Source organism: Pseudomonadales bacterium, assembly GCA_024234165.1.
GTDB lineage: Bacteria > Pseudomonadota > Gammaproteobacteria > Pseudomonadales > UBA5518 > UBA5518.
The window spans coordinates 1-19221 of record JACKOP010000004.1 but is presented as its reverse complement, the minus strand read 5'-3'; the positions used below and the strand labels follow the sequence as shown (position 1 = coordinate 19221).

Below are 19221 nucleotides of genomic sequence, written 5' to 3'. Positions count from 1 at the left end.
GGGTGATTCCGGCGTTGGAGTCAAGGCCGCGCCGCTACGGCGTCGGCCTTGAACGAGTCATGGGCGGAAACGAATTCTGATGGAATCCAAAGAATTTGAATTTTCAGAAATCCTGACTCAGTGTCGACGATCGTAACGCCGATTGATGCGGTCTCCTCGACGGTCCAGACGGTTTTCGATGCGATCGCCACGCCTGTCGAGCCGATTCTCAATACGATCTCCTCGTGCATCCAGGGCGTCGGCTCGGCGCTCGTGGCCGTTTGCCTCTGCCTTATTGGCGCGATGATCCAATCGGTCATCGATGCGCTCACCTCGGTTGTCGAGCCGCTCATCGATGCGCTCGCCACGTGCGTCGAGTCGATCGTTGATGACGTCACCTCGGTCTTGCGACCAGGCAGGCGCGCCCATTGTGGTGAACAGCAGGATGACGGGAGGCAGGTACTTTTTAAAGGACATGGCGGTTTCCTCAGAAGAGCGAGTTGAAATGCATTTGTATGAGCGACGCAACCAACGTTTGGTTGACAGCGTGGTTGCGGCCTTTGCATGAACGACGCAACCAACGTCTGGTTGACAGCTTGGTTGCGGCCTTGCAGATGAATTGGCACTCGGTCCTGTTCCTGCTGACGGGACTTCCGGGGGTGCCCTGGAACGAAGTGGAAGGCCAATCCGCCTGCCAACGTGGGTCCGCTCCCGTGTCCTTGCGTCCCTGCGGTTCTGAATTCTTTCGGTTTGTGACCCTGTATACGTGTTTGTTCTTGATTTGATCGTTCCGCACGTCCTCCAGGAGTTCCTCGATTCCAGCTTCGGCGGAACTCTCCGGTGCATCCCGATCGGCATTTTCGGGCACCAGAGAACAGGAGCAGCCGCCGTCTCATGACACGGACTTCGTCGTCTGGACGCGCGCCTGTCGTGGGGGCTTCTCAGAGCGCTGGCACGCTCGGGAAAGCGAGTCCGGTGAATACCCGCTTCCCCGCATGAAATCCGTTGGCGGGTCCGGTCACGGAGACGGGGGAATTCCCAGCCGGTGCAGGTTGGCGGGGTTTGCCTCGATATAGCTGCCTGCCGCCGGGTCGGCCACCCACACGGAGTCGCCCGGCGTCTGGCGGTATCCGAGCTTCTGCAGGTCGACCTTGCGCAGTTTGAACGTCGGCGTGATGTCGGTATCGACCGCGATGCGCACAAACACGGGTACCGCGTACGAAGGCAGCCGTTCGCGTGCCAGTCTGAAGAAGGCTGAAGGATCGAAGGACTGGCCGGGTTGCATCACGATCGTCGCCATCCCGGCGCGGCCTTCGTTGCCGGGGATCGTGACACCGTAGATCGTCATCGTCTCCACGCCGGGCGCATCGCCAAGCGCATCGGCTACCTCGGTGGTCGAGACGTTCTCGCTCTTCCAGCGGAAGGTGTCGCCGATGCGGTCGATGAAGTAGTAGTAGCCGTCGGCGTCGCGACGGAACAGATCGCCCGTGCGCATCCATGCATCGCCTTGCTGGAAGACGTTGCGCAGGATCTTTTTCTCGGTGGCATCGGGATCGGTGTAACCGTCGAAACGACCGCCGGTGACGCCCGGCAACGCGAGGATCATGCCGAGCATCTCGCCCACCTCGTCGTCGGCGCACGCGATCAGCGTGCCGTCGGGGTTGCGCGGGTGGCGGTCGTTGTCGCGGTCGTAGCGCACCAGGCGCGCATTGCTGCGTTCCGGAAACGGTATGCGCCCGCACGAGCCCACGCGGTTGTCGAGGTTCATCAGGCCGACGTTGATCTCGGTGCCACCGTAGCCTTCGATCATCTGTGTCACACCGAAGCGCTCCTGGAACGCGAGCCAGATCGCCGGACTCAGCCCGGAGCCGGTCATCGCGCGCAACCGATGGTTGCTGTCATCCGGATGCGGTGGCTGGTTGAACAGGTAGCGGCACAGTTCGCCGCTGTACTGCGCCACCGTCACGCCGTACTCGCGCACGTCGCTCCAGAAGCGGCTGGCACTGAAGCGCCGGCGCAGCACCACGCGCCCGCCGCTCGCCAGGGCGTTCGACATCAGCGACATCAGCGCTGCGACGTGATACAGCGGCAGCACGCAATAGAACACGTCGTCGGGACCCAGCTCGAGCAGCAGCGACCAGCCTTCGCCCACGCCGAGCCAGCGAGACTGCGTGACCTTCGCTGCCTTCGGCAATCCGGTCGTGCCCGAGGTGAAGACCAGGCATAGCGTGCTGGCGCCGATCACTCCGGCACGCACGCTGCGATCGGGGTTTGTGTCGGGTTGTGCTGCAAGGTCCGCATCGATACGCCGGGATCCGGGCGGAACCGACATATCGCCTTCGTCGGCAATCGTGAATGCCGGCATATCGCTGCCGACGCCCGGAGTGGCGACGACCCTTGGCGTGCATTCGCTGCCGAGGAGCAGCAGTTTGCTGCTGGTGGTGGCGAGTGCGTGGCGCAGCGCGTCGCCGCTCACCTGGGTGTTGATCAGTGCCGAGGTGCAACCGATCTTTGCCAATCCGAACCAGGCGAACAGGAACTCGGGACGGTTCTCCATCATCAGCGCGGCGACGTCGCCCGCACGCAGGCCCGCAGCGAGTGCGAAGTGCGCGTAGCGGTTTGCCTGTGCGTTCACCTCGCCGTAGCTGATGGTGCGCCCGTTCCACAGCAGGAATTGGCGTTCCGGGGCCGCTGCGGCACGCTCCTCGAGCCGGTCGGCAACCGTGTAGTCCTGTTCCGGCGTGTGTTTCATCACGCCTGCCGAGATGCGATCGAGCTTGGCCTGGGTCTGTTCGCGCGTGATCATGGTTGCAGTGTCTCCGTTGCCCGAAGGGGGAATCAGATCGCGCCGCCACAGACCGCCAGGGTCTGGCCGGTCACGAAGCTGGACGCGCCGCTGGCGAAGAACAGTACCGGACCGACGATCTCCTCCGCACGGCCCGAGCGCTTCAACATCGTCACAGCCTCCGAATACTCGAGGAAGCCCTGCATCTGACTAGCGAGATCGTCGAGCATATCGGTCAGGAATGGTCCCGGCGCAATCGCGTTGACGCGAATGCCAGCCGATGCCCATTCGTCGGCCATGCTGCGCGTGAGCGCAACCATGGCCGCCTTGCTCGAGGTATACATCGCGAGCTGGCCACAGGAGCGCAACGCACCCATGGTGACGATGTTCACGATCGTGCCGCCTCCCGATTCCGCCATCCGTGCGGCGACCAGTGTGGACAGGTGCATCGGTCCCTTGGTGTTGGTGCCGTAAGTGTGGTCGAACATTTGCTCGGTGGTCTGGGTCAACGGCGTCATCTTTTGCGTCACGCCGGCGTTGTTCACGAGCACGTCGCAACGCCCGAACGCCGCGTACGCAGATTCGACCAGTGCTTCGACCTGTTGCCAGTTGCTGATGTCACATTCGAGCGCCAACGCACGTCGACCAAGGCTGCCGATTTCGCGCGTCACCTCGGCACAGGCATCCCGCGTGCGGCTGACTGCCACCACGTCGGCGCCTGCCGCAGCGAGTCCTAGAGCGATGGCGTGCCCGAGGCCGCGGCTCGCGCCAGTGACCAGAGCGACCTTCCCGCTCAGGTCGAACAGTTCTGCAGGGTTTTTCATGTGTGGGGTGCTCCGGAAACATTTTGATTGGTTGCTTTGTTTTGATCGCGACTATAGCATGGCCGGACTTGAGCATGAACCAGTGCGAACCACACGGATCGACCCGATGCGCATGGCTGCAGCCAGGCAACGCAGAACGCAGGAAGAGCGTAGCGCGATTACGCGTGAAAAGGTGATTCGCGCCACCATCGACTGCATCGTCGAGGAAGGGCTGTCTGCGACCACCGCGGCGCGGATCGCTGCGCGTTCCGGCGTTACCTGGGGCGCGATCGTGCATCAGTTCGGCGACAAGGATTCGCTGCTGCACGCCATCGTCGAGCGCAACGCGGAGACGTACACGGGGCTGCTCACCGACGCGCTCCGGCGTGCGGGATCGACCCCGCGCGAGCGCGTCGATGCGCTGATCGACGTTACCTGGCAGTACATCAACGAGCCTGCAGCGTTCGCGTTCAACGAGCTGATCATCCACAACCGGGCGACGCACGACGAACGCATCCAGCGCCAGCAGGAAGAGTTGTCGAACGCCTTCGTGAAAGCGATGTGGGGACGCTTCTTCGGCGAGTTTCACATTCCTGCCGAAACGCTCGATACGGTGCGCAATGTCACGCTGGCGGCGCTGCATGGCCTGTCGATCATGCGGTTGATCTCGCCACAGTCACGCCCGCGCTATCACAAGGAAATCGCTGTACTGAAGAAGTTCGTGCAGGACATCATCGATCCGCCGACGGCGGCCACCAACGGAGAGAAGCAGACATGAAGGCAGTCATAGCTCTGGAACACGGCAAGCTTGCCGTGCGTGATGTCACGCTCGACGCACCGCGCGCCGGCGAGGTGCTGGTCCGCATGGCGGCAGCGGGTGTCTGCCATTCCGATCTGTCGGTGCTGAACGGTACCGTGCCGATGCCGCTGCCGATGGTGCTCGGGCACGAGGGCTCGGGCGTGGTGCAGCAGCTTGGACCGGGAGTCAGCGGGCTCGAAGTCGGAGACCACGTGGTGCTCTCGTTCATTCCCACCTGCGGTGACTGCCATTTCTGCATCCATCATGAACCGCATCTGTGCATCGCCGGCTCGCCTGCAGGCCTGATGCCCGATGGCACCTCGCGCGTTCGCCTCGATGGGCGCGAGATCGGCGCCATGGCGATGCTCGGCTGCATGGCCGAGCAGGTGGTGGTGCCGGCGATGAGCGTGCAGAAGATCGATCGGGCCATCCCGCTCGATCGCGCTGCGCTGGTCGGCTGCGGCGTGATGACCGGTGTTGGCGCGGTAACCACGACGACGCGCGTGAAGCCGGGTTCCACGGTTGCGGTCTTCGGCTGTGGTGGCGTCGGGCTGTCGGTGATCCAGGGCGCACGCCTGGTCGGCGCACGGCGCATCATCGCGATCGACATGCTCGATACCAAGCTCGATTACGCACGCCACTTCGGCGCCACGCATACGGTGCGTGCCGATGGCGACGTGGTGGCAGCCGTGCGGGATCTCTGCGGTGGCTGGGGTGCCGACTACTGCTTCGAGGTCACCGGCAAGCCGGTGGTGATGGACCAGGCCTACAACGCATCGCGCCGTGGCGGGACCGTGTGCATGATCGGCCTTGGTCACTACACCGAGAGCTTTGCGCTGAACGCCTGCGGTTTCCCCTCGGACGGCCGGACCGTGGTCGGCTGCATGTACGGCAACGCGAACTTCCGCGTCGACATGCCGAACCTGCTCGATCTTTACCTTGCGCGCCGGCTCGATCTGGATGCAATGATCACGCGTACCTACACGATCGACGAGGCTCCGCAGGCTTTCGACGATCTGGTGGGCGGCCTCAACGCACGCGGAGTGATCGTGCTGTGAATGCCGTCGAGGCGCGTGCGCGACTGTACGGCCTGATCGGCGAGTGCTTCACGTACCCGGACGAGGAGTTCGTTGCAGCGGTGCGTGACGGTGCGCTGGCCGGGCTGATCGGCGAGCTGTGCGATGCGGTCGATCCGCAGTTGCGCGCCGGGCTGGATCTGGGCGCGCTGGCAGACGCCTCGATGCGGCTGGAACCGCTGGCGGTCGAGTACACGCGCCTGTTCGACGCCGGCGCTCATGGCACGAGCTGCGCGCTGAACGGCGGGCTGCAGGTAGGCCCGCAAATGACGGTCATGGAGGAGGCGGTACGCTTCTACAACCACTTCGGCCTGACGCTCGCCGAGGATCGCAAGGAGCTGCCCGATCACCTGGCGACCGAGCTCGATTTCCTGCACTACCTGAGTCATGGCGAACAGGCGCGTGCGGCACGTGGCGAGCAGACGGTGGCCTATGAATTGGCGCAGCGCGACTTCATCGCACGCCACCCCGGTCGCTGGGTGCCGGTGATGCGACGCAAGCTCGGGACGCTGACGCCGCTGCCGCTGTTTGCTGCACTGGCGGAACTGCTGCAGCGACTGCTCGATCACGAGCTGCAACGGCTGCAGGCCGCGCATGGCGCGGCCTCGTTGAAGGTTTCCGGGGAGTTGCCGTTCGACGGTATCTGATGGCGACGCGCGATCAGCCGATATTTGCCTGGCCACCGTCGAGCCCGATCGTCTGTCCGTTCACATACTCTGCACTCGGTGAGCACAACAGCGCGACGAAGCGGCCGATGTCCTGCTCGCAGTCGCCTAGCCGCCCCATCGGCAGCGTCTTGAAGAATGCGGCCGCCTCGGCGGGGTTATGCTCCATCCACCCCTTGAGCCCGGGCGACGTCGCGTGCGGCAGGATCACGTTGGTGCGGATGTTGTCCTTGCCCCATTCGCAGGCCGCGGCCCGCGTGAGCTGGCGGATTCCATCCTTGACGGCTGCGTAGGTTCCGTAGCCCGACATATCCCAGCGTTTGGTCGCGGAGCTCGCGAGGTTCACGATCGAGCCATCGCCCTTCAGGTACGGATAGCAGAGCTTCATCAGCCGGAATGTGGCCAGCGGCCCTGACTGGAAGCCCGCCTCGAAGGATTCGTCGCTCACCGCAAACAGTTCGCCGATGGGAACCTCCTGCGCGTTGTTGACCAGGATGTTGATGCCGCCGTAGTGGCCGACGACGGTCTGTACGCAGTTGCTCAGTGATTCCAGGCTCTTCACCTCGCAGACCACCGGCAGTGCATCACCGCCGCGGGCACGGATCTGCCCGACGGTGTCCTCCAGCTTGCTCAGCGTGCGTCCGGTCACGGCCACGCGCGCCCCCTCGGCAGCCAGCGCCAGCGCGATTCCCTGGCCCACGCCCTGTCCGGCGCCGGTCACCAGCGCCACCCTGTTGTCGAGCATTCCCATCGTGATAGCCCTCTGTCGTCGTTGTGAAAAACCCGCCGGAGTCGCTGTGGCCTGGCGTCTCAGAAGTGCACGCCCTTCATCAGTTGCGCCATCGCGACCTGCTCCGCCGTGGCTTCCAGCGCCTTGGGTTCGGTCGCCACGCCCTTGGCAGCGTCCGAGTCGGGGAACATGCGGAACGTTGCGTTGTTCGTGATTTCGGCGAACTTCGGGAATGCCGTGCCGAGGAGATGCTGCAGCCAGCCCATTCCGGTCGCCACCCGGATCTTCTTCTGCGTGAGCGCTTCGACGACCATGTCGACCGCCTCGCTCACTTCCAGCGCAGGAGCGTACTCGTAGATCTTGGTCGGTGCGATCATCTCGGTGCGCACCAGCGGCATGTTGATGTTCGTGAAGTGGATGCCACGGTCCGAGAACTCGGCCGCAGCGCACAGCGAGAAGCCTTCCAGTGCCGACTTCGAGGCGATATAGGCCGAGAAACGCGGCGGATGGCCGAGCACGCCCATCGACGAGATGTTGATGACGTGCCCGTGACGGCGCCTGTCCATGCCCGGCAGCGCGCGCAGGATGAAACGCAGCGCCCCGAAGTAGTTGAGCTGCATGGTGCGCTCGAAGTCGTGGAAGCGGTCGTAGGCGAGGGCAACCGAACGGCGGATCGAGCGGCCGGCGTTGTTGATCAGGATATCGACACCGCCGTGCTCGGTCTCGATGCGCTGCATCACCTCGTCGACCGACGCCAGATCGGCGCCATCGCAGATGTAGCTGAATACCGTTCCCCCCTGCGCCGTGATCTCGGTGCAGGTCTCGTCGAGCTTTTCCTGGGTACGTGCGGTGATCACTACGCGTGCGCCGGCCGCTGCCAGGCGGACCGCAGTGGCCTTGCCGATGCCTGCGGAGCCGCCGGTGATCAGCACCACACGATCCTTGACCTGTCCTTCCAGCGTGCGATCGACGAAGAGATCGGGGTCGAGGTGACGCTCCCAGTAGTCCCAGATGCGCCATGCGTAAGTGTCGAGTTTCGGTGGCTTGATACCGCTGCCTTCCAGCAGGCGTCGCGTCACACGGCTGTCGTACTTCGTTTCGTACTTGGTCAGGATCGAGGCCGACTCGGGCATGCCGATACGATCGAAGATCGCTGCCTTCAGGCGCTTCACCGGCGGCAGCTTGTTCAGCAGGTCGACCAGTGCGGTGGGCACGAAGTCGAATATCTTCGGATCGAAGCGCACGCTGAACTTCGGCGCGTGCGCCGCCTCGGCGAAGATGTTCATCATCTGGCCGGTGCTGTAGTGCTCGGTATCGACGATGTGGAAGCAGCCGCCGTCCTGGTCGTCGAGGTGCGAGAGGTAGTCGATCGCGTTGACCACGTAATCGACTGGCACGACGTTGTTCACGCCCGATTCGACGCCGACCAGCGGCATCCACTTCGGCATCGTGTTGCGGATGCGCTGGATCGTCTTGAACGAGTAGTAGGGGCCGTCGATCTTGTCGATCTCGCCGGTGCGTGAATGGCCGATCACGGCGCCGGGGCGGTAGATGCGGTACGGGATCCTGCAGCGCTGGCGCACGATCTTCTCGGACTCGTGCTTGGTGCGGAAATACGCGTGGTCGAGGTTTTCCGCCTCGTCGAACATGTCTTCACGGAAGGTGCCGCGGTAAAGGCCACTGACGGCGACCGAGCTCACGTGATGGAAGCAGCGCACGCCGAGCGTCTCGGCTGTCTGTACCGCGTACAGCGTACCGGCGATGTTCGCTGCCTGCTGGCTTTCCTCGCTGGCGGCCATGTCGTAGACCGCAGCGAAGTGGTAGAAGTGATCGATCCGGCCCTTCAGCGCCGCGCAGTCCGGATCGGAGATGCCAAGCCCCGGTCGCGTGATGTCGCCGATCACCGCGACGATGCGCTCGGCGGCTACCGGAAAACGCGTCTTGAGTTCGTCGAGCTTGTGCCGGGAAGACTCGCGCACCAGCACGTGGATCGTGCCGGGGCGGGCCAGCAGGTTTTCGATGAAGAAGCGGCCGATGAAGCCGGTCCCGCCGGTGATCAGGTAGTTCATGCTAGTACTCCATTGTTGGCATTATCGAATCACTGCAGTGTCTCAGCGGTACTTCGCGAGGTAGAGCCTCTCGAAGAAGCGCTTTGCCCAGTGCATGGCGCGCATCGAGGGCAGCATCAGGTTGCGGCGCTCAGTACGCCAGACCAGGGTGCCGTTGTCCAGAGCATCGATGATGCACATCAGTTCTGCCTCGAACGATGCCTTTGCCGGCCTTCCGGCCAGGACGTCGAGCAGGTTGCGTGCTGCCGCGCGCGCCTGCAGTTCGGCCATGTGTGCCTGTTTGGGCATCCAGTCCGGTCCCGGGTAGCTGCCGCAGTCGCCGGCGACGTAGACGTGCTCGTGCCCCGCGACGCGACACTGCATGTCGGCACTGATCAGACCGCCGGGGGAGCGCGGCAGCGTGGTCTGGTCGAGCCAGGCATCGCCGGTCATGCCCGGCATGAACAGGATCAATTGCGCCGCGATCTCGCCCGCGTCGGTCACGACGCGATCGGCTTCGAAGCGCAGCGGCTTTTCCCCCAGCCGTGTCGCGATGCCGCGTCGGCGCATTTCGCCGAGCAGGTGGCTCACGGTTCTTTCGCCGAGCCGCTTGCCCGGCTCCTGCGAGGGGTTGAAGAAGACGAGCTGGAAGCGTTCGCGGCGTCCTTCACGACGCAGTTGGCGTTCGATGCCGAACAGGAACTCGAACATCGGCCCTCCGCGCATCGCATTCGGCTCTGCCGGGTTGGTGCCGAAGCCGATCGCGATCGTGCCGCCCGGCATTTCGCGCAAGCGGTCGCGGATGCGCTCGGCGGCGGCAATTCCCTCGCACGGGATGATCGCGTGCTCCAGTCCCGGCAACTTGCGGATGAAGCGCCCGCCGCTGGCGATCAGCAAGGCATCGTTCCTGATGTCGCCGGTGGTGGTGTGCAGCACCCGTGCCGAAGCATCCAGTCCGGTTGCGCTGGCTGCCACGTGACGCACCCGCTGGCGTGCGAAGAAGTTCTGCAGTGGAACCACGAGCTGTTCGCGGCTGCGCAGCCCGGCCGGGATCCAGATGCTGCCGGGAAGGTAGTGGAGTTCGGCGTGCGGTGATACCACGGTGATCTCGGCTCGTGCATCACGCGCGCGCAGTTCGTGCAGCGCCGCGAGCGCGCCGAAGCCGGAACCGACGATGGTGATGCGGGCGGGGTCTTTCATTGCAGTCCAGTCCTTGCCGTTGCCGGAAATCAATGGTCGCCGCATTCGCCGGCGCCTGCAACGAAGATCGGCGCACGAAGACCGGCATGTCCGGAGCGGATCGATCCTGCGACGGCGGAACCTGCCGACGGCAGGGCGTGCGCAGCGATGCGAACGACGTTTATACTCGCGCGACCGCCCCCCCCACACAGCGCGAGGACAACAATGGCAACCAACCAATATTCGCACCTGCTGTCGCCCGGACGTATCGGTCCCATGGAGATGCGCAACCGCATCGTTCTGATGGCGATGGGGGTCAACTTCGGCGAGGACGACGGTGTCAGCGGTGATCGCATCGTGGCATTCCACGAGTCGCATGCACGCGGTGGCGCCGCGCTGATCATCTCCGGTGCCTGCGGCGTGATGTATCCGATCGGCCAGGTGCAGCCGTGGCAGATCGGCATCTCGGACGACCGCTTCATTCCGGGCATGGCACGCCTTGCCGAAGGGGCCCACCGGCACGGGGCGAAGTTCGCGGTGCAGCTGCACCAGGGTGGACTGGTCGCCGGCGACGACGTACGCGCTGGTCGTCCGCAATGGTGTCCGTCGATACCGGACCCGGTCCAGGGTGATTTCGCCGACGGTTTCCTGCCGTCAGAGCTGCAAGCCTTCGCCGGTGGCGGGGTGCCCACTTACAAGGTGCTGACCAAGGACGATATCCGGACCCTGATCGAGCACTATGCAGCCGCCACCCGCCGTGCGCGCCAGGCGGGTGCGGATGCGGTCGAACTGCATGCCGGGCACGGTTACATCCTGTCCGAGTTCCTGTCGCCGAAAACCAACAAGCGCACCGACGAGTACGGCGGCAGCGTGGAGAACCGGTCGCGTCTGATGCTCGAGGTGTTGCGCGAGGTGCTGCGCGAAGCCGGCAACCAGATGGCGGTCATCGTCAAGCTCGATTCGCGTGAAGTGGGCAGGGAAGGTGGCATCACGATCGAGCATGCCAAGGTCACGGCGCGCCTGATCGAGGAAGCCGGCGCGCATGCGATCACCGTCTCCGCCTATCACAACGTCGGCATGGGCAAGTTGCACTCGGCGTCGAACATCCCGCACGAGCCGAATACGAACCTGCCGTTTGCCGCCGCGATCAAGGAAGTGGTGAAGATCCCGATCATCACTTCGGGGCGTGTCGAACCGGAGCATGGGGACGAAGAGATCCGCGGCGGCAAGTTCGACTACCTCGGCATGGGTCGCAAGCTGCTCGCGGACCCCGACCTGCCGCGCAAGCTCGGCGAGGGGCGGGTGGCGGATGTCCGGCCCTGCATCTACTGCTACACCTGTGTCAGCGCCATCTACACGCGCGAACGGTCGCGTTGTGCGGTGAATCCGGAAGTGGGGTTCGAGTATCAGCGTGCAAACCTGCCGAAGCCGGTGCGCCGCAAGCGGGTCGCCGTTGTCGGCGGTGGCCCCGGCGGCATGGAGGCAGCGCGCCGACTGGCGCTCGACGGGCACGAAGTGGTGCTGTTCGAGCGCGGTGAGCGTCTCGGCGGCACCTTGCGTTTCGCTTCGATCGCCTATCAGCCGAACGAGCGGCTGCTCGATTGGCTGGAAGTGCAGCTCGGGGCTTCGGCGGTGGAAGTGCGGCTGAACACCGCGGCAACTGCCGAGCTGCTGAAGCAGTGGAAGGCCGACGACGTGGTGGTTGCCACTGGTGCGCGACGCAGCATGCCGCCGATCCCGGGCGCCGATCTTGCACACGTATACAGCGGTGACGACATGCGTCGTCTGGTGCTCGGCGAGAGTTCGCAGGAGCTGGAGCGCAAGACCTCGCTGTTCACGCGGCTGGCCACGAAGGCAGGCGCCGCCACCGGACTTACCGGCAACCTGGAATTCATTCGCAAGGCCACCCACGCGTGGATGCCGCTTGGCAAGAGCGTCGCGATCATTGGCGGCGAACTGGTTGGTCTGGAGCTTGCCGAGTTCCTGAGCGAGCGTGGTCGCACGGTGCATATCGTCGATGAGTCACCGCGTTTCGGTGCCGGCCTGATGCTGGTCCGCCGCATGCGCATCCTGGCGGAACTGCGCGAGCACGGCGTGGGTCTGCATGCAGAGGCAAAGGATATTCGCATCGAGAAAGGGCGCGTCGGCTTCACCGACAAGGACGGAGCTGCCCGCAGCGTGGACGCCGAACACGTGATCGTGGCCAAGGGGGCGAGCGGTGATTCGCGTCAGGCCGACGCGTTCCGCACCGCGGGTCTGCGCGTGCACGAGGTGGGTGACGGTACCGGTGTGGGCTATATCGAAGGTGCGATCCGCGGTGCGCAGCGCGCGGTCGATGCAATCAATGCGGACCAGGCAGGCGCTGCGGCTTCCTGAATGCCGGAAGCGGGTGCCTCGGCAAGAGGAGGCACCCGCAGTTCGGACCAAAACCCCGGTGGTGCGCTTACAACAGCAGACGGCGGATATCCGCCAGGGTCTGTGCGAGGTAGGCGGTGAAGCGTGCCGCCTGGGCGCCGTCGATCACGCGGTGATCGTAGGACAACGACAACGGCAGCATCAGCCGTGGATTGAACTGCTTGCCGTCCCACACGGGCCTGGTCTGCGTCTTCGATACGCCCAGGATCGCCACTTCCGGTGCATTGACGATCGGTGTGAACGCCGTGCCACCCACACCGCCAAGACTCGAAATCGAGAAGCAGCCGCCCTGCATGTTGGCCAGGCGCAGCTTGCCTTCACGTGCCTTTGCCGACAGCGCCGCCATCTCCTGTGCGATCTCCAGTATCCCCTTGCGATCGGCGTCGTGGATGACCGGCACCACCAGGCCATTCGGCGTGTCCACCGCGAAGCCGATATGGAAATAGCGCTTCAGGATCAGGTTCCCGCCGTCGAGTGAGGCGTTGAACTCGGGAAACTTCTTCAGTGCGGCTACTGCGGTCCTGACCAGGAACGCGAGCAGCGTGAGCTTTGTGTCGCCGGTCTTGGCGTTTTCCTTGTTGAACTGCACGCGCAGTGCTTCCAGCTCCGTGACGTCGGCCTCGTCGAACTGGGTCACGTGCGGGATCATCACCCAGTTGCGTGCGAGGTTGGCGCCGGAGAGTTTGCGGATGCGCGACAGCGGCTGTGTTTCGACCGGGCCGAAGCTGGCGAAGTCGACCTCGGGCCAGGGCAGCAGATCGAGACCGCCACCCGTGGATGGCGGTTGTGCCAGGGCGGTCTTGACGTATTGCTGCACGTCTTCCTTCAGCACACGCTGCTTCGGTCCGGTGCCCTTTACCTGTGCCACGTCGACACCCAGTTCGCGCGCAAAGCGCCGCACCGAGGGGCTCGCATGCGCAAGACCGCTGCCGGCAGATTCATCGTTGCCGGTGGCGGTGGCGCGCAGCGTGGCAGGGGGAGGCGCAACGGGCTGTGGCGGCGGTGGCGCAGAGGCAGGTGCGTGTTGGGCCGGTGCCGGTACCGAAGGGGAAACTGGCGGCGCCGCCGGAGCCGCAGCGGGTGCGGCGGTCGGAGCCGGACCGGGTGTGACCGATGGTGCTTCGGCGGCCGCTGGCGCGTCGGCGGCTTCGAGCAGCAGTACCACGGTGCCCTCGTTGACCGTGTCGCCGACCTTCAGTCGCAGTTCCTTGACCGTTCCGGCGATGGGTGAGGGTACTTCCAGCGTCGCCTTGTCCGACTCCAGCGTGACGAGCGGGTCCTCTGCCTGCACGGTGTCGCCAGGGCGGACCTGCAGTTCGATCACCGGCACGTCCTTGAAGCTGCCGATGTCGGGCACTTTCACTTCGATGAGCGGCATGTCTGCTGTCCTCACACGGTGGTCGGATTCGGCTTGTCGGAATCCATCCGGTATTTGGCGATCACCTGCTTCAGCTTCGCCTTGTCGAATGCGCCCTCATCGGCCAGCGCCGTCAGCGCCGCCAGGGTGACATAGTGACGATCGACCTCGAAGAATTCGCGCAGTTTCTCTCGCGTATCCGAGCGACCGAAGCCGTCGGTGCCGAGCACGCTGTAGTTGCGCGCCACCCAGGGCCGGATCTGCTCGGCGAAGGCGCGCACATAGTCGGTCGAGGCGATCACCGGCCCGCGTGTGTCGTGCAGGCACTGTTCGACGTGCGAGAGACGTGGCGCTGCGGCCGGGTGCAGCAGGTTCCAGCGGGCGACGTCCTGGCCGTCGCGTGCGAGCAGCGTGAAACTCGGGCAGCTCCAGACGTCGGCGTCCACGCCCCAGTCCTGTTTCAGCAGCTGCGCTGCCGCGATCACCTCGCGCAGGATCGCGCCACAGCCCAGCAGTTGCACACGCGGGCCCTTCTTGCTGGCCGCACCCTTCTGCAACAGGTACATGCCCTTGAGGATGCTCTGTTCCATGCCTTCCGGCAGTGCCGGGTGAGCGTAGTTCTCGTTCAGCAGCGTGATGTAATAGAAAACGTCTTCCTGCTCCTGCACCATGCGGCGCAGACCGTCGTGCAGGATCACCGCGACCTCGTACGAGAAGGTGGGGTCATACGGGATGCAGTTCGGAATCAGCGCCGCCTGCACATGCGAGTGACCGTCCTCGTGCTGCAGGCCTTCACCGTTCAGCGTCGTACGCCCCGAGGTGCCGCCGAGCAGGAAGCCACGCGTACGCTGGTCACCGGCCGCCCATGCGAGGTCGCCGAAACGCTGGAAACCGAACATCGAGTAATAGATGAAGAACGGAATCATCTGCACGCCATGCGTGCTGTAGGACGTGGCCGCGGCTATCCATGACGCCATCGCACCGGCTTCGGTGAGTCCTTCCTGCAGGATCTGGCCGGTCTTCGATTCCTTGTAGAACGCGAGCCCGCCGGCGTCCTCGGGTGTGTACTGCTGACCGACCGAAGACCAGATGCCGAGGCTGCGGAACATGCCTTCCATGCCAAAGGTGCGTGCCTCGTCGGCGACGATCGGCACGATGTGCTTGCCGAGCACCTTGTCCTTCACGAGCGTGCCGAGCATGCGCACGAAGGCCATGGTCGTCGAGAACTCACGGCCTTCGGCGGAGGCCTTGAGCTGCGTCTCGAACGCGGTGAGTGCAGGCACCTCCATCGGCGCGACCTTCTGCCGCCGCTGCGGCAGGAATCCGCCGAGCGCCTGACGGCGCTCGATCATGTACCTGTATTCGGGTGATGCCGGGTCGAGTTCGAGGTATTCCAGGTTCTCGGCCTGTTCGTCGGTCAGCGGCAGGCCGAAACGGTCGCGGAAGGAGATCAGCGACGTGGTGCCCATCTTTTTCTGCTGGTGGGTGATGTTCTGCGCTTCGCCCGCCTCGCCCATGCCGTAGCCCTTGATCGTCTTGGTGAGGATCACGGTCGGCTGGCCGCTGTGATTCACCGCAGCGTGGTAGGCAGCGTAGACCTTGTGCGGATCGTGGCCGCCGCGATTCAGGCGCCAGACCTCGTCGTCCGACCACGTCGCGACCATGGCCTTCAGTTCGGGCGAATTGAAGAAGTGCTCGCGCACGTAGGCGCCGTCCTTCGACTTGAAGTTCTGGTAATCGCCGTCGACGCATTCCTCCATGCGCTTGCGCAGCAAGCCCTTGCGGTCCTGCGCCAGCAACGGATCCCAGTAACTGCCCCAGATCACCTTGATGACGTTCCAGCCGGCACCGCGGAAGTAGGCTTCGAGTTCCTGGATGATCTTGCCGTTGCCGCGCACCGGACCGTCGAGGCGCTGCAGGTTGCAATTGATGACGAAGATCAGGTTGTCGAGACGCTCGCGCCCGCCCAGGCTGATTGCGCCCATCGATTCCGGCTGGTCCATCTCGCCGTCGCCCATGAAGGCCCACACCTTGCGGTTGCCGGCGTCGATGATGCCGCGATCATTGAGGTATTTCATGAAGCGTGCGTGATAGATCGCCTGCAGCGGACCCAGGCCCATCGATACCGTGGGGAACTGCCAGAACGCGGGCATCAACCACGGGTGCGGGTAGGAGGAAATGCCCGCGCCGTCGACTTCGCGGCGGAAGTTGTTCATCTGCTCCTTCGTCAGCAGGCCGTGCATGAAGGCACGCGCGTAGATGCCCGGGTTGGCATGGCCCTGGAACAGCACCAGATCGCCGCCGTGGGTTTGCGAAGGGGCGTGCCAGAAATGGTTGTAGCCCACGTCGTAGAGCGTTGCCGCGGAGGCGAAGGTGGCGATATGCCCGCCGAGGCTGGAGTCTTCACGGTTCGCACGCACCACCATCGCGGCTGCGTTCCAGCGCACGTAGGAGCGGATGCGGTGTTCGAGCTCGTGGTTGCCCGGCGACGGGGTCTGCTGCCCGGGTGCAATCGTGTTGACGTAGGCGGTGGTTGCCCGATACGGGAGGTTGATGCCGGAGCGTCGCGCGAGATCGACCAGGCGCTCGATCAGGTAGTGCGCGCGCTCCGGCCCCTCGTGCTCGATGACGGCCTTCAGGGCGTCGAGCCATTCCCGGGTTTCCTGCGTGTCCGGGTCCGATAGCAGCAGGCTGTTTGACTGTGCAGGCATCGCTGACTCCTCGTTCGTTGGTGGCGCAGTGCGCCGTCGAGCGTGTGTTCGTGCAGTCGGGGAACCGGATCACCAGATCCCGCGTCCGCCGTCGATCACGTGATCGGCGCCGGTGATGTAGGCACTTTCATCCGAGGCGAGGAAGACTGCAAGCGCCGACACCTCGTCCTTGCGCCCGCGACGGCGCAGCGGAATCGATGCCAGTTGGCCATCGTCCAGCGGTTCGGTTCCCGCCATGCCGGTCTCCGCGATGGCACCGGGCAGGATCGCATTGACGCGGATGCCGTCGGGCCCCAGATCGTTCGCCGCGCTGCGCGTGAGACCGCGTATGGCCCACTTCGACATGCCGTAGATCGCGTGGTACGGGAAACCGAGCAGCCCGGCCAGCGACGACAGGTTGATGATCGATCCGCCACCCGCTTCGCGCATCATCGGTGCGATGCGGCTGATGCCGAGCCAACTGCCGAACACGTTGATCTCGAGTAGGCGACGCACCTGCTCCGGCTCGGCCTTGTCGACCGGACCGATGAAGTAGATCGCGGCGTTGTTCAGCAGCACGTTGGCCGGGCCGAAGGTGTTGCGGGTCGCAGCGAGGACTTCGTCCCAGCTCTCGGCGCGACTCACGTCATGGCGTACGAAGTGCGCTGCAGAACCGAGTTCGTGCGCGAGCGCGCGCCCCTCGTCCTCGGCCAGATCGCTCAGCACCACGCGGGCCCCTGCGGCGACGAATGCGCGTGCGTGGGTGGCGCCCATGCCGCGTGCGGCACCGGTGATGATCGCGATCTTGCCTTGCAGTCTGCCAGCGTTGCCGTTCATGTGGGGTGTCCTTGTCAGGCGTGGAAGCGGCAGTATAGTGCGGGGTGCGCCGTCGGGGCAGACGGCGCCTGAACCTTTTCGGGAGGGCCGTCGTTGCATGATCACGCTGCAGGACCGTATCGAAGTGCCCGCGCATGCCCTGGCGCAGTTGCGCGCGTTGGTGCATCAGAGCTACCTGCCCGGAGCGCTCGCGCGCGCAATGACGCTTGGCGATGAAAGCGTGTCGCCACCGCTGCGGCTCACGCACGGCGATGCCACCCTGTGGTTGCGCTGGACGCTGCCGGATCTGGGCGCATGGTGGGCGATGCGTGTGGCTGCCGGCGATCCGGCAGTCGCCGCGTTCTGGACGCAGATCGACGCCATCGCGAGCGCTCGCGAGCGCGTCGTACTCACGGGCGATGAACGGCTGCCGCAGCCCGACGAGGTGTCCGGGTACACCACCACGCCTGCTGGCTGGCGCGAAACGGCGCAGTTGTACCTGCACGATGGCATCGGCGACAAGGCGCGCGCCGAACTCGAAGCCGTGCTGAGACACGCCGAGGACGAGCTGGACGGGTTGGTCGCTTCGAGCCTGGCCGTGAACCTGACTGCCGACTACGGTGGCGGGCACTACACGTGGGATCTTCTGTACCGTGACCGTGACGAGGCGCGCCGCGCGCAGCAGGGACGGTGGTGGCGCGACGTGTTGCTGCCCGCGCTCGATCGCCACTGCAGAGCCCGCAGTGCACTGGGGCTGGAGACGCTGGGTGCGGGAGCGCGTGATCCGGAGCTGGCCGGGGGCGTGAAGCGTACCGCGCTGTTCCGTCTGTTGCCGGGAGTCGACGCCGAGGTCCGTGCGCGCTTCGAGCGCGATCTGCTCGACATGCCGGCGTACATCACGGCGATTCGCAACTGGCGCCTCAGCCGTGCCGTGACGCTGGCATGGGATATGAGCGACGTTGCGCCGTGGAGCTACGTGTGGGAACAGGAGTTCGCCGAACTCGATGGTCTCAACGGTGCCTACATGGCGCACCCGCACCACTGGGCCCACGTCGACCGCTGGTTCGACCCCGAGTCGGGAGTGCAGATCATCGACACCGCGCTATGCCATGCGTTTTCGCCGCTGGTATGCGCCATCATCACGCGCTGAAGCGCGCCGGCAGGAGACGACGACATGTTCGCGATGATCATCAACGAAACGGGCGGCCCCGAGGTGATGCGCCTCGGCGAGATCGCCACGCCGGAGCCCGGGCCGGGTGAAGTGCGCATCCGTGTCGCCTACGCCGGGGTCAACCCGGCCGACTGGAAGAACCGCGAAGGCTACCTGGCTGCGTTCCGGCCCTACACCTTTCCATACATCATCGGGTTCGACGCCGCCGGCGTGGTCGACAAGCTCGGTGAGGGCGTCGAGGATTTCACGGTGGGCGATCACGTGTTCACTCCGACCAACCACGGACAGGGCGGGCTGGGCAGCTACGCCGAGTTCGTGATCGCCGCCACCGACCGTGTGGCGCGCATGCCCGCTGGAATCGACTTCGCGCAAGCCGCGGCCTTGCCGGTCGCGGCACTGACCGCCTGGCAAGGCGTGATGGAGCGAGCCGACATCCGGGCAGGGCAGCGCGCGCTGATTCACGGCGGCGCCGGTGGAGTCGGTGGGTTTGCGGTACAGTTCGCGCGTCTGGCCGGAGCGCACGTCGCTGCGACCTGCAGCAGCACCAATGCCGACTATCTGCGTGAACTCGGCGTCGAGCGGGTGATCGATTACCGCAGCGAGAACATCGCCGCTGCGGTGGCGGCCTGGGCACCCGGCGGGCTTGATTACCTGATGGACGCAGTGGGCGCGAGCACGCTGCCGAACGGACTCGAGCTGGTGCGTCGT

At 64.9% G+C, this 19221-nt stretch carries 15 protein-coding genes; 7 read left to right on the top strand and 8 right to left on the bottom strand.

Annotation, left to right across the window (positions count from 1 at the left end; translation table 11 throughout):
- Window positions 1-120: 120 nt before the first annotated feature.
- On the top strand, window positions 121-483 hold the full coding sequence (locus H7A12_12980; GenBank protein ID MCP5321719.1) for a hypothetical protein: 363 nt from the start codon (window positions 121-123) through the stop codon (window positions 481-483).
- Window positions 484-997: 514 nt separating this feature from the next.
- On the opposite strand, the gene H7A12_12975 is transcribed toward H7A12_12980, so the two are convergent.
- Both H7A12_12975 and H7A12_12970 read right to left on the bottom strand, forming a co-directional pair.
- Window positions 998-2785 carry a long-chain-acyl-CoA synthetase gene (locus H7A12_12975; GenBank protein ID MCP5321718.1) on the bottom strand — a complete coding sequence of 596 codons (1788 nt, stop codon included), beginning with the start codon at window positions 2783-2785 and terminating at the stop codon, window positions 998-1000.
- A gap of 32 nt (window positions 2786-2817) precedes the next feature.
- Window positions 2818-3588 (bottom strand): glucose 1-dehydrogenase, encoded by a 771-nt coding sequence (locus tag H7A12_12970; protein ID MCP5321717.1) that lies wholly within the window; start codon window positions 3586-3588, stop codon window positions 2818-2820.
- Between the two features lie 112 nt (window positions 3589-3700).
- On the opposite strand from H7A12_12970, the gene H7A12_12965 reads away from it, so the two are divergent.
- From H7A12_12965 to H7A12_12955, 3 genes are read left to right on the top strand one after another with little or no spacing between them, the layout of a single operon-like run.
- Window positions 3701-4345 (top strand): TetR/AcrR family transcriptional regulator, encoded by a 645-nt coding sequence (locus H7A12_12965; protein ID MCP5321716.1) that lies wholly within the window; start codon window positions 3701-3703, stop codon window positions 4343-4345.
- Window positions 4342-5424 (top strand): Zn-dependent alcohol dehydrogenase, encoded by a 1083-nt coding sequence (locus H7A12_12960; protein ID MCP5321715.1) that lies wholly within the window; start codon window positions 4342-4344, stop codon window positions 5422-5424. Before H7A12_12965 ends, H7A12_12960 begins: the two co-directional genes overlap by 4 nt.
- Window positions 5421-6089, top strand: a complete 669-nt coding sequence (locus H7A12_12955; GenBank protein MCP5321714.1) for a molecular chaperone TorD family protein — start codon at window positions 5421-5423, stop codon at window positions 6087-6089. The genes H7A12_12960 and H7A12_12955 overlap by 4 nt, the downstream gene beginning before the upstream one ends.
- Window positions 6090-6102: 13 nt before the next feature.
- Here the strand turns inward: H7A12_12955 and H7A12_12950 are convergent, their stop codons facing one another.
- From H7A12_12950 to H7A12_12940, 3 genes are read right to left on the bottom strand one after another with little or no spacing between them, the layout of a single operon-like run.
- Window positions 6103-6858, bottom strand: a complete 756-nt coding sequence (locus H7A12_12950) for an SDR family oxidoreductase (protein MCP5321713.1) — start codon at window positions 6856-6858, stop codon at window positions 6103-6105.
- 59 nt (window positions 6859-6917) lie between these two features.
- Window positions 6918-8906: an SDR family oxidoreductase gene (locus H7A12_12945; protein ID MCP5321712.1), complete on the bottom strand. Its 1989-nt coding sequence runs from the start codon at window positions 8904-8906 to the stop codon at window positions 6918-6920.
- 42 nt (window positions 8907-8948) lie between these two features.
- Window positions 8949-10085: an FAD-dependent oxidoreductase gene (locus tag H7A12_12940; GenBank protein ID MCP5321711.1), complete on the bottom strand. Its 1137-nt coding sequence runs from the start codon at window positions 10083-10085 to the stop codon at window positions 8949-8951.
- Window positions 10086-10289: 204 nt separating this feature from the next.
- On the opposite strand from H7A12_12940, the gene H7A12_12935 reads away from it, so the two are divergent.
- Window positions 10290-12440 (top strand): FAD-dependent oxidoreductase, encoded by a 2151-nt coding sequence (locus tag H7A12_12935; GenBank protein MCP5321710.1) that lies wholly within the window; start codon window positions 10290-10292, stop codon window positions 12438-12440.
- 67 nt (window positions 12441-12507) lie between these two features.
- On the opposite strand, the gene aceF is transcribed toward H7A12_12935, so the two are convergent.
- The 3 genes from aceF to H7A12_12920 form a co-directional block, all read right to left on the bottom strand.
- A complete protein-coding gene (gene aceF, locus H7A12_12930) occupies window positions 12508-13857 on the bottom strand; it encodes a dihydrolipoyllysine-residue acetyltransferase (GenBank protein ID MCP5321709.1) in 1350 nt (449 codons plus the stop codon).
- 11 nt (window positions 13858-13868) lie between these two features.
- Window positions 13869-16547, bottom strand: coding sequence for a pyruvate dehydrogenase (acetyl-transferring), homodimeric type (gene aceE / locus H7A12_12925; GenBank protein MCP5321708.1), 2679 nt, complete (start codon window positions 16545-16547; stop codon window positions 13869-13871).
- Window positions 16548-16616: 69 nt separating this feature from the next.
- Window positions 16617-17363: a glucose 1-dehydrogenase gene (locus tag H7A12_12920; GenBank protein MCP5321707.1), complete on the bottom strand. Its 747-nt coding sequence runs from the start codon at window positions 17361-17363 to the stop codon at window positions 16617-16619.
- Window positions 17364-17460: 97 nt separating this feature from the next.
- Here H7A12_12920 and H7A12_12915 point away from each other — a divergent pair, with 97 nt between their 5' ends.
- Complete coding sequence (locus H7A12_12915) at window positions 17461-18492, top strand: Dabb family protein (GenBank protein ID MCP5321706.1); 1032 nt, start codon at window positions 17461-17463, stop codon at window positions 18490-18492.
- A gap of 24 nt (window positions 18493-18516) precedes the next feature.
- Window positions 18517-19221, top strand: a 705-nt coding sequence (locus tag H7A12_12910; GenBank protein MCP5321705.1) for an NADP-dependent oxidoreductase, incomplete at its 3' end; no start/stop codon positions are given.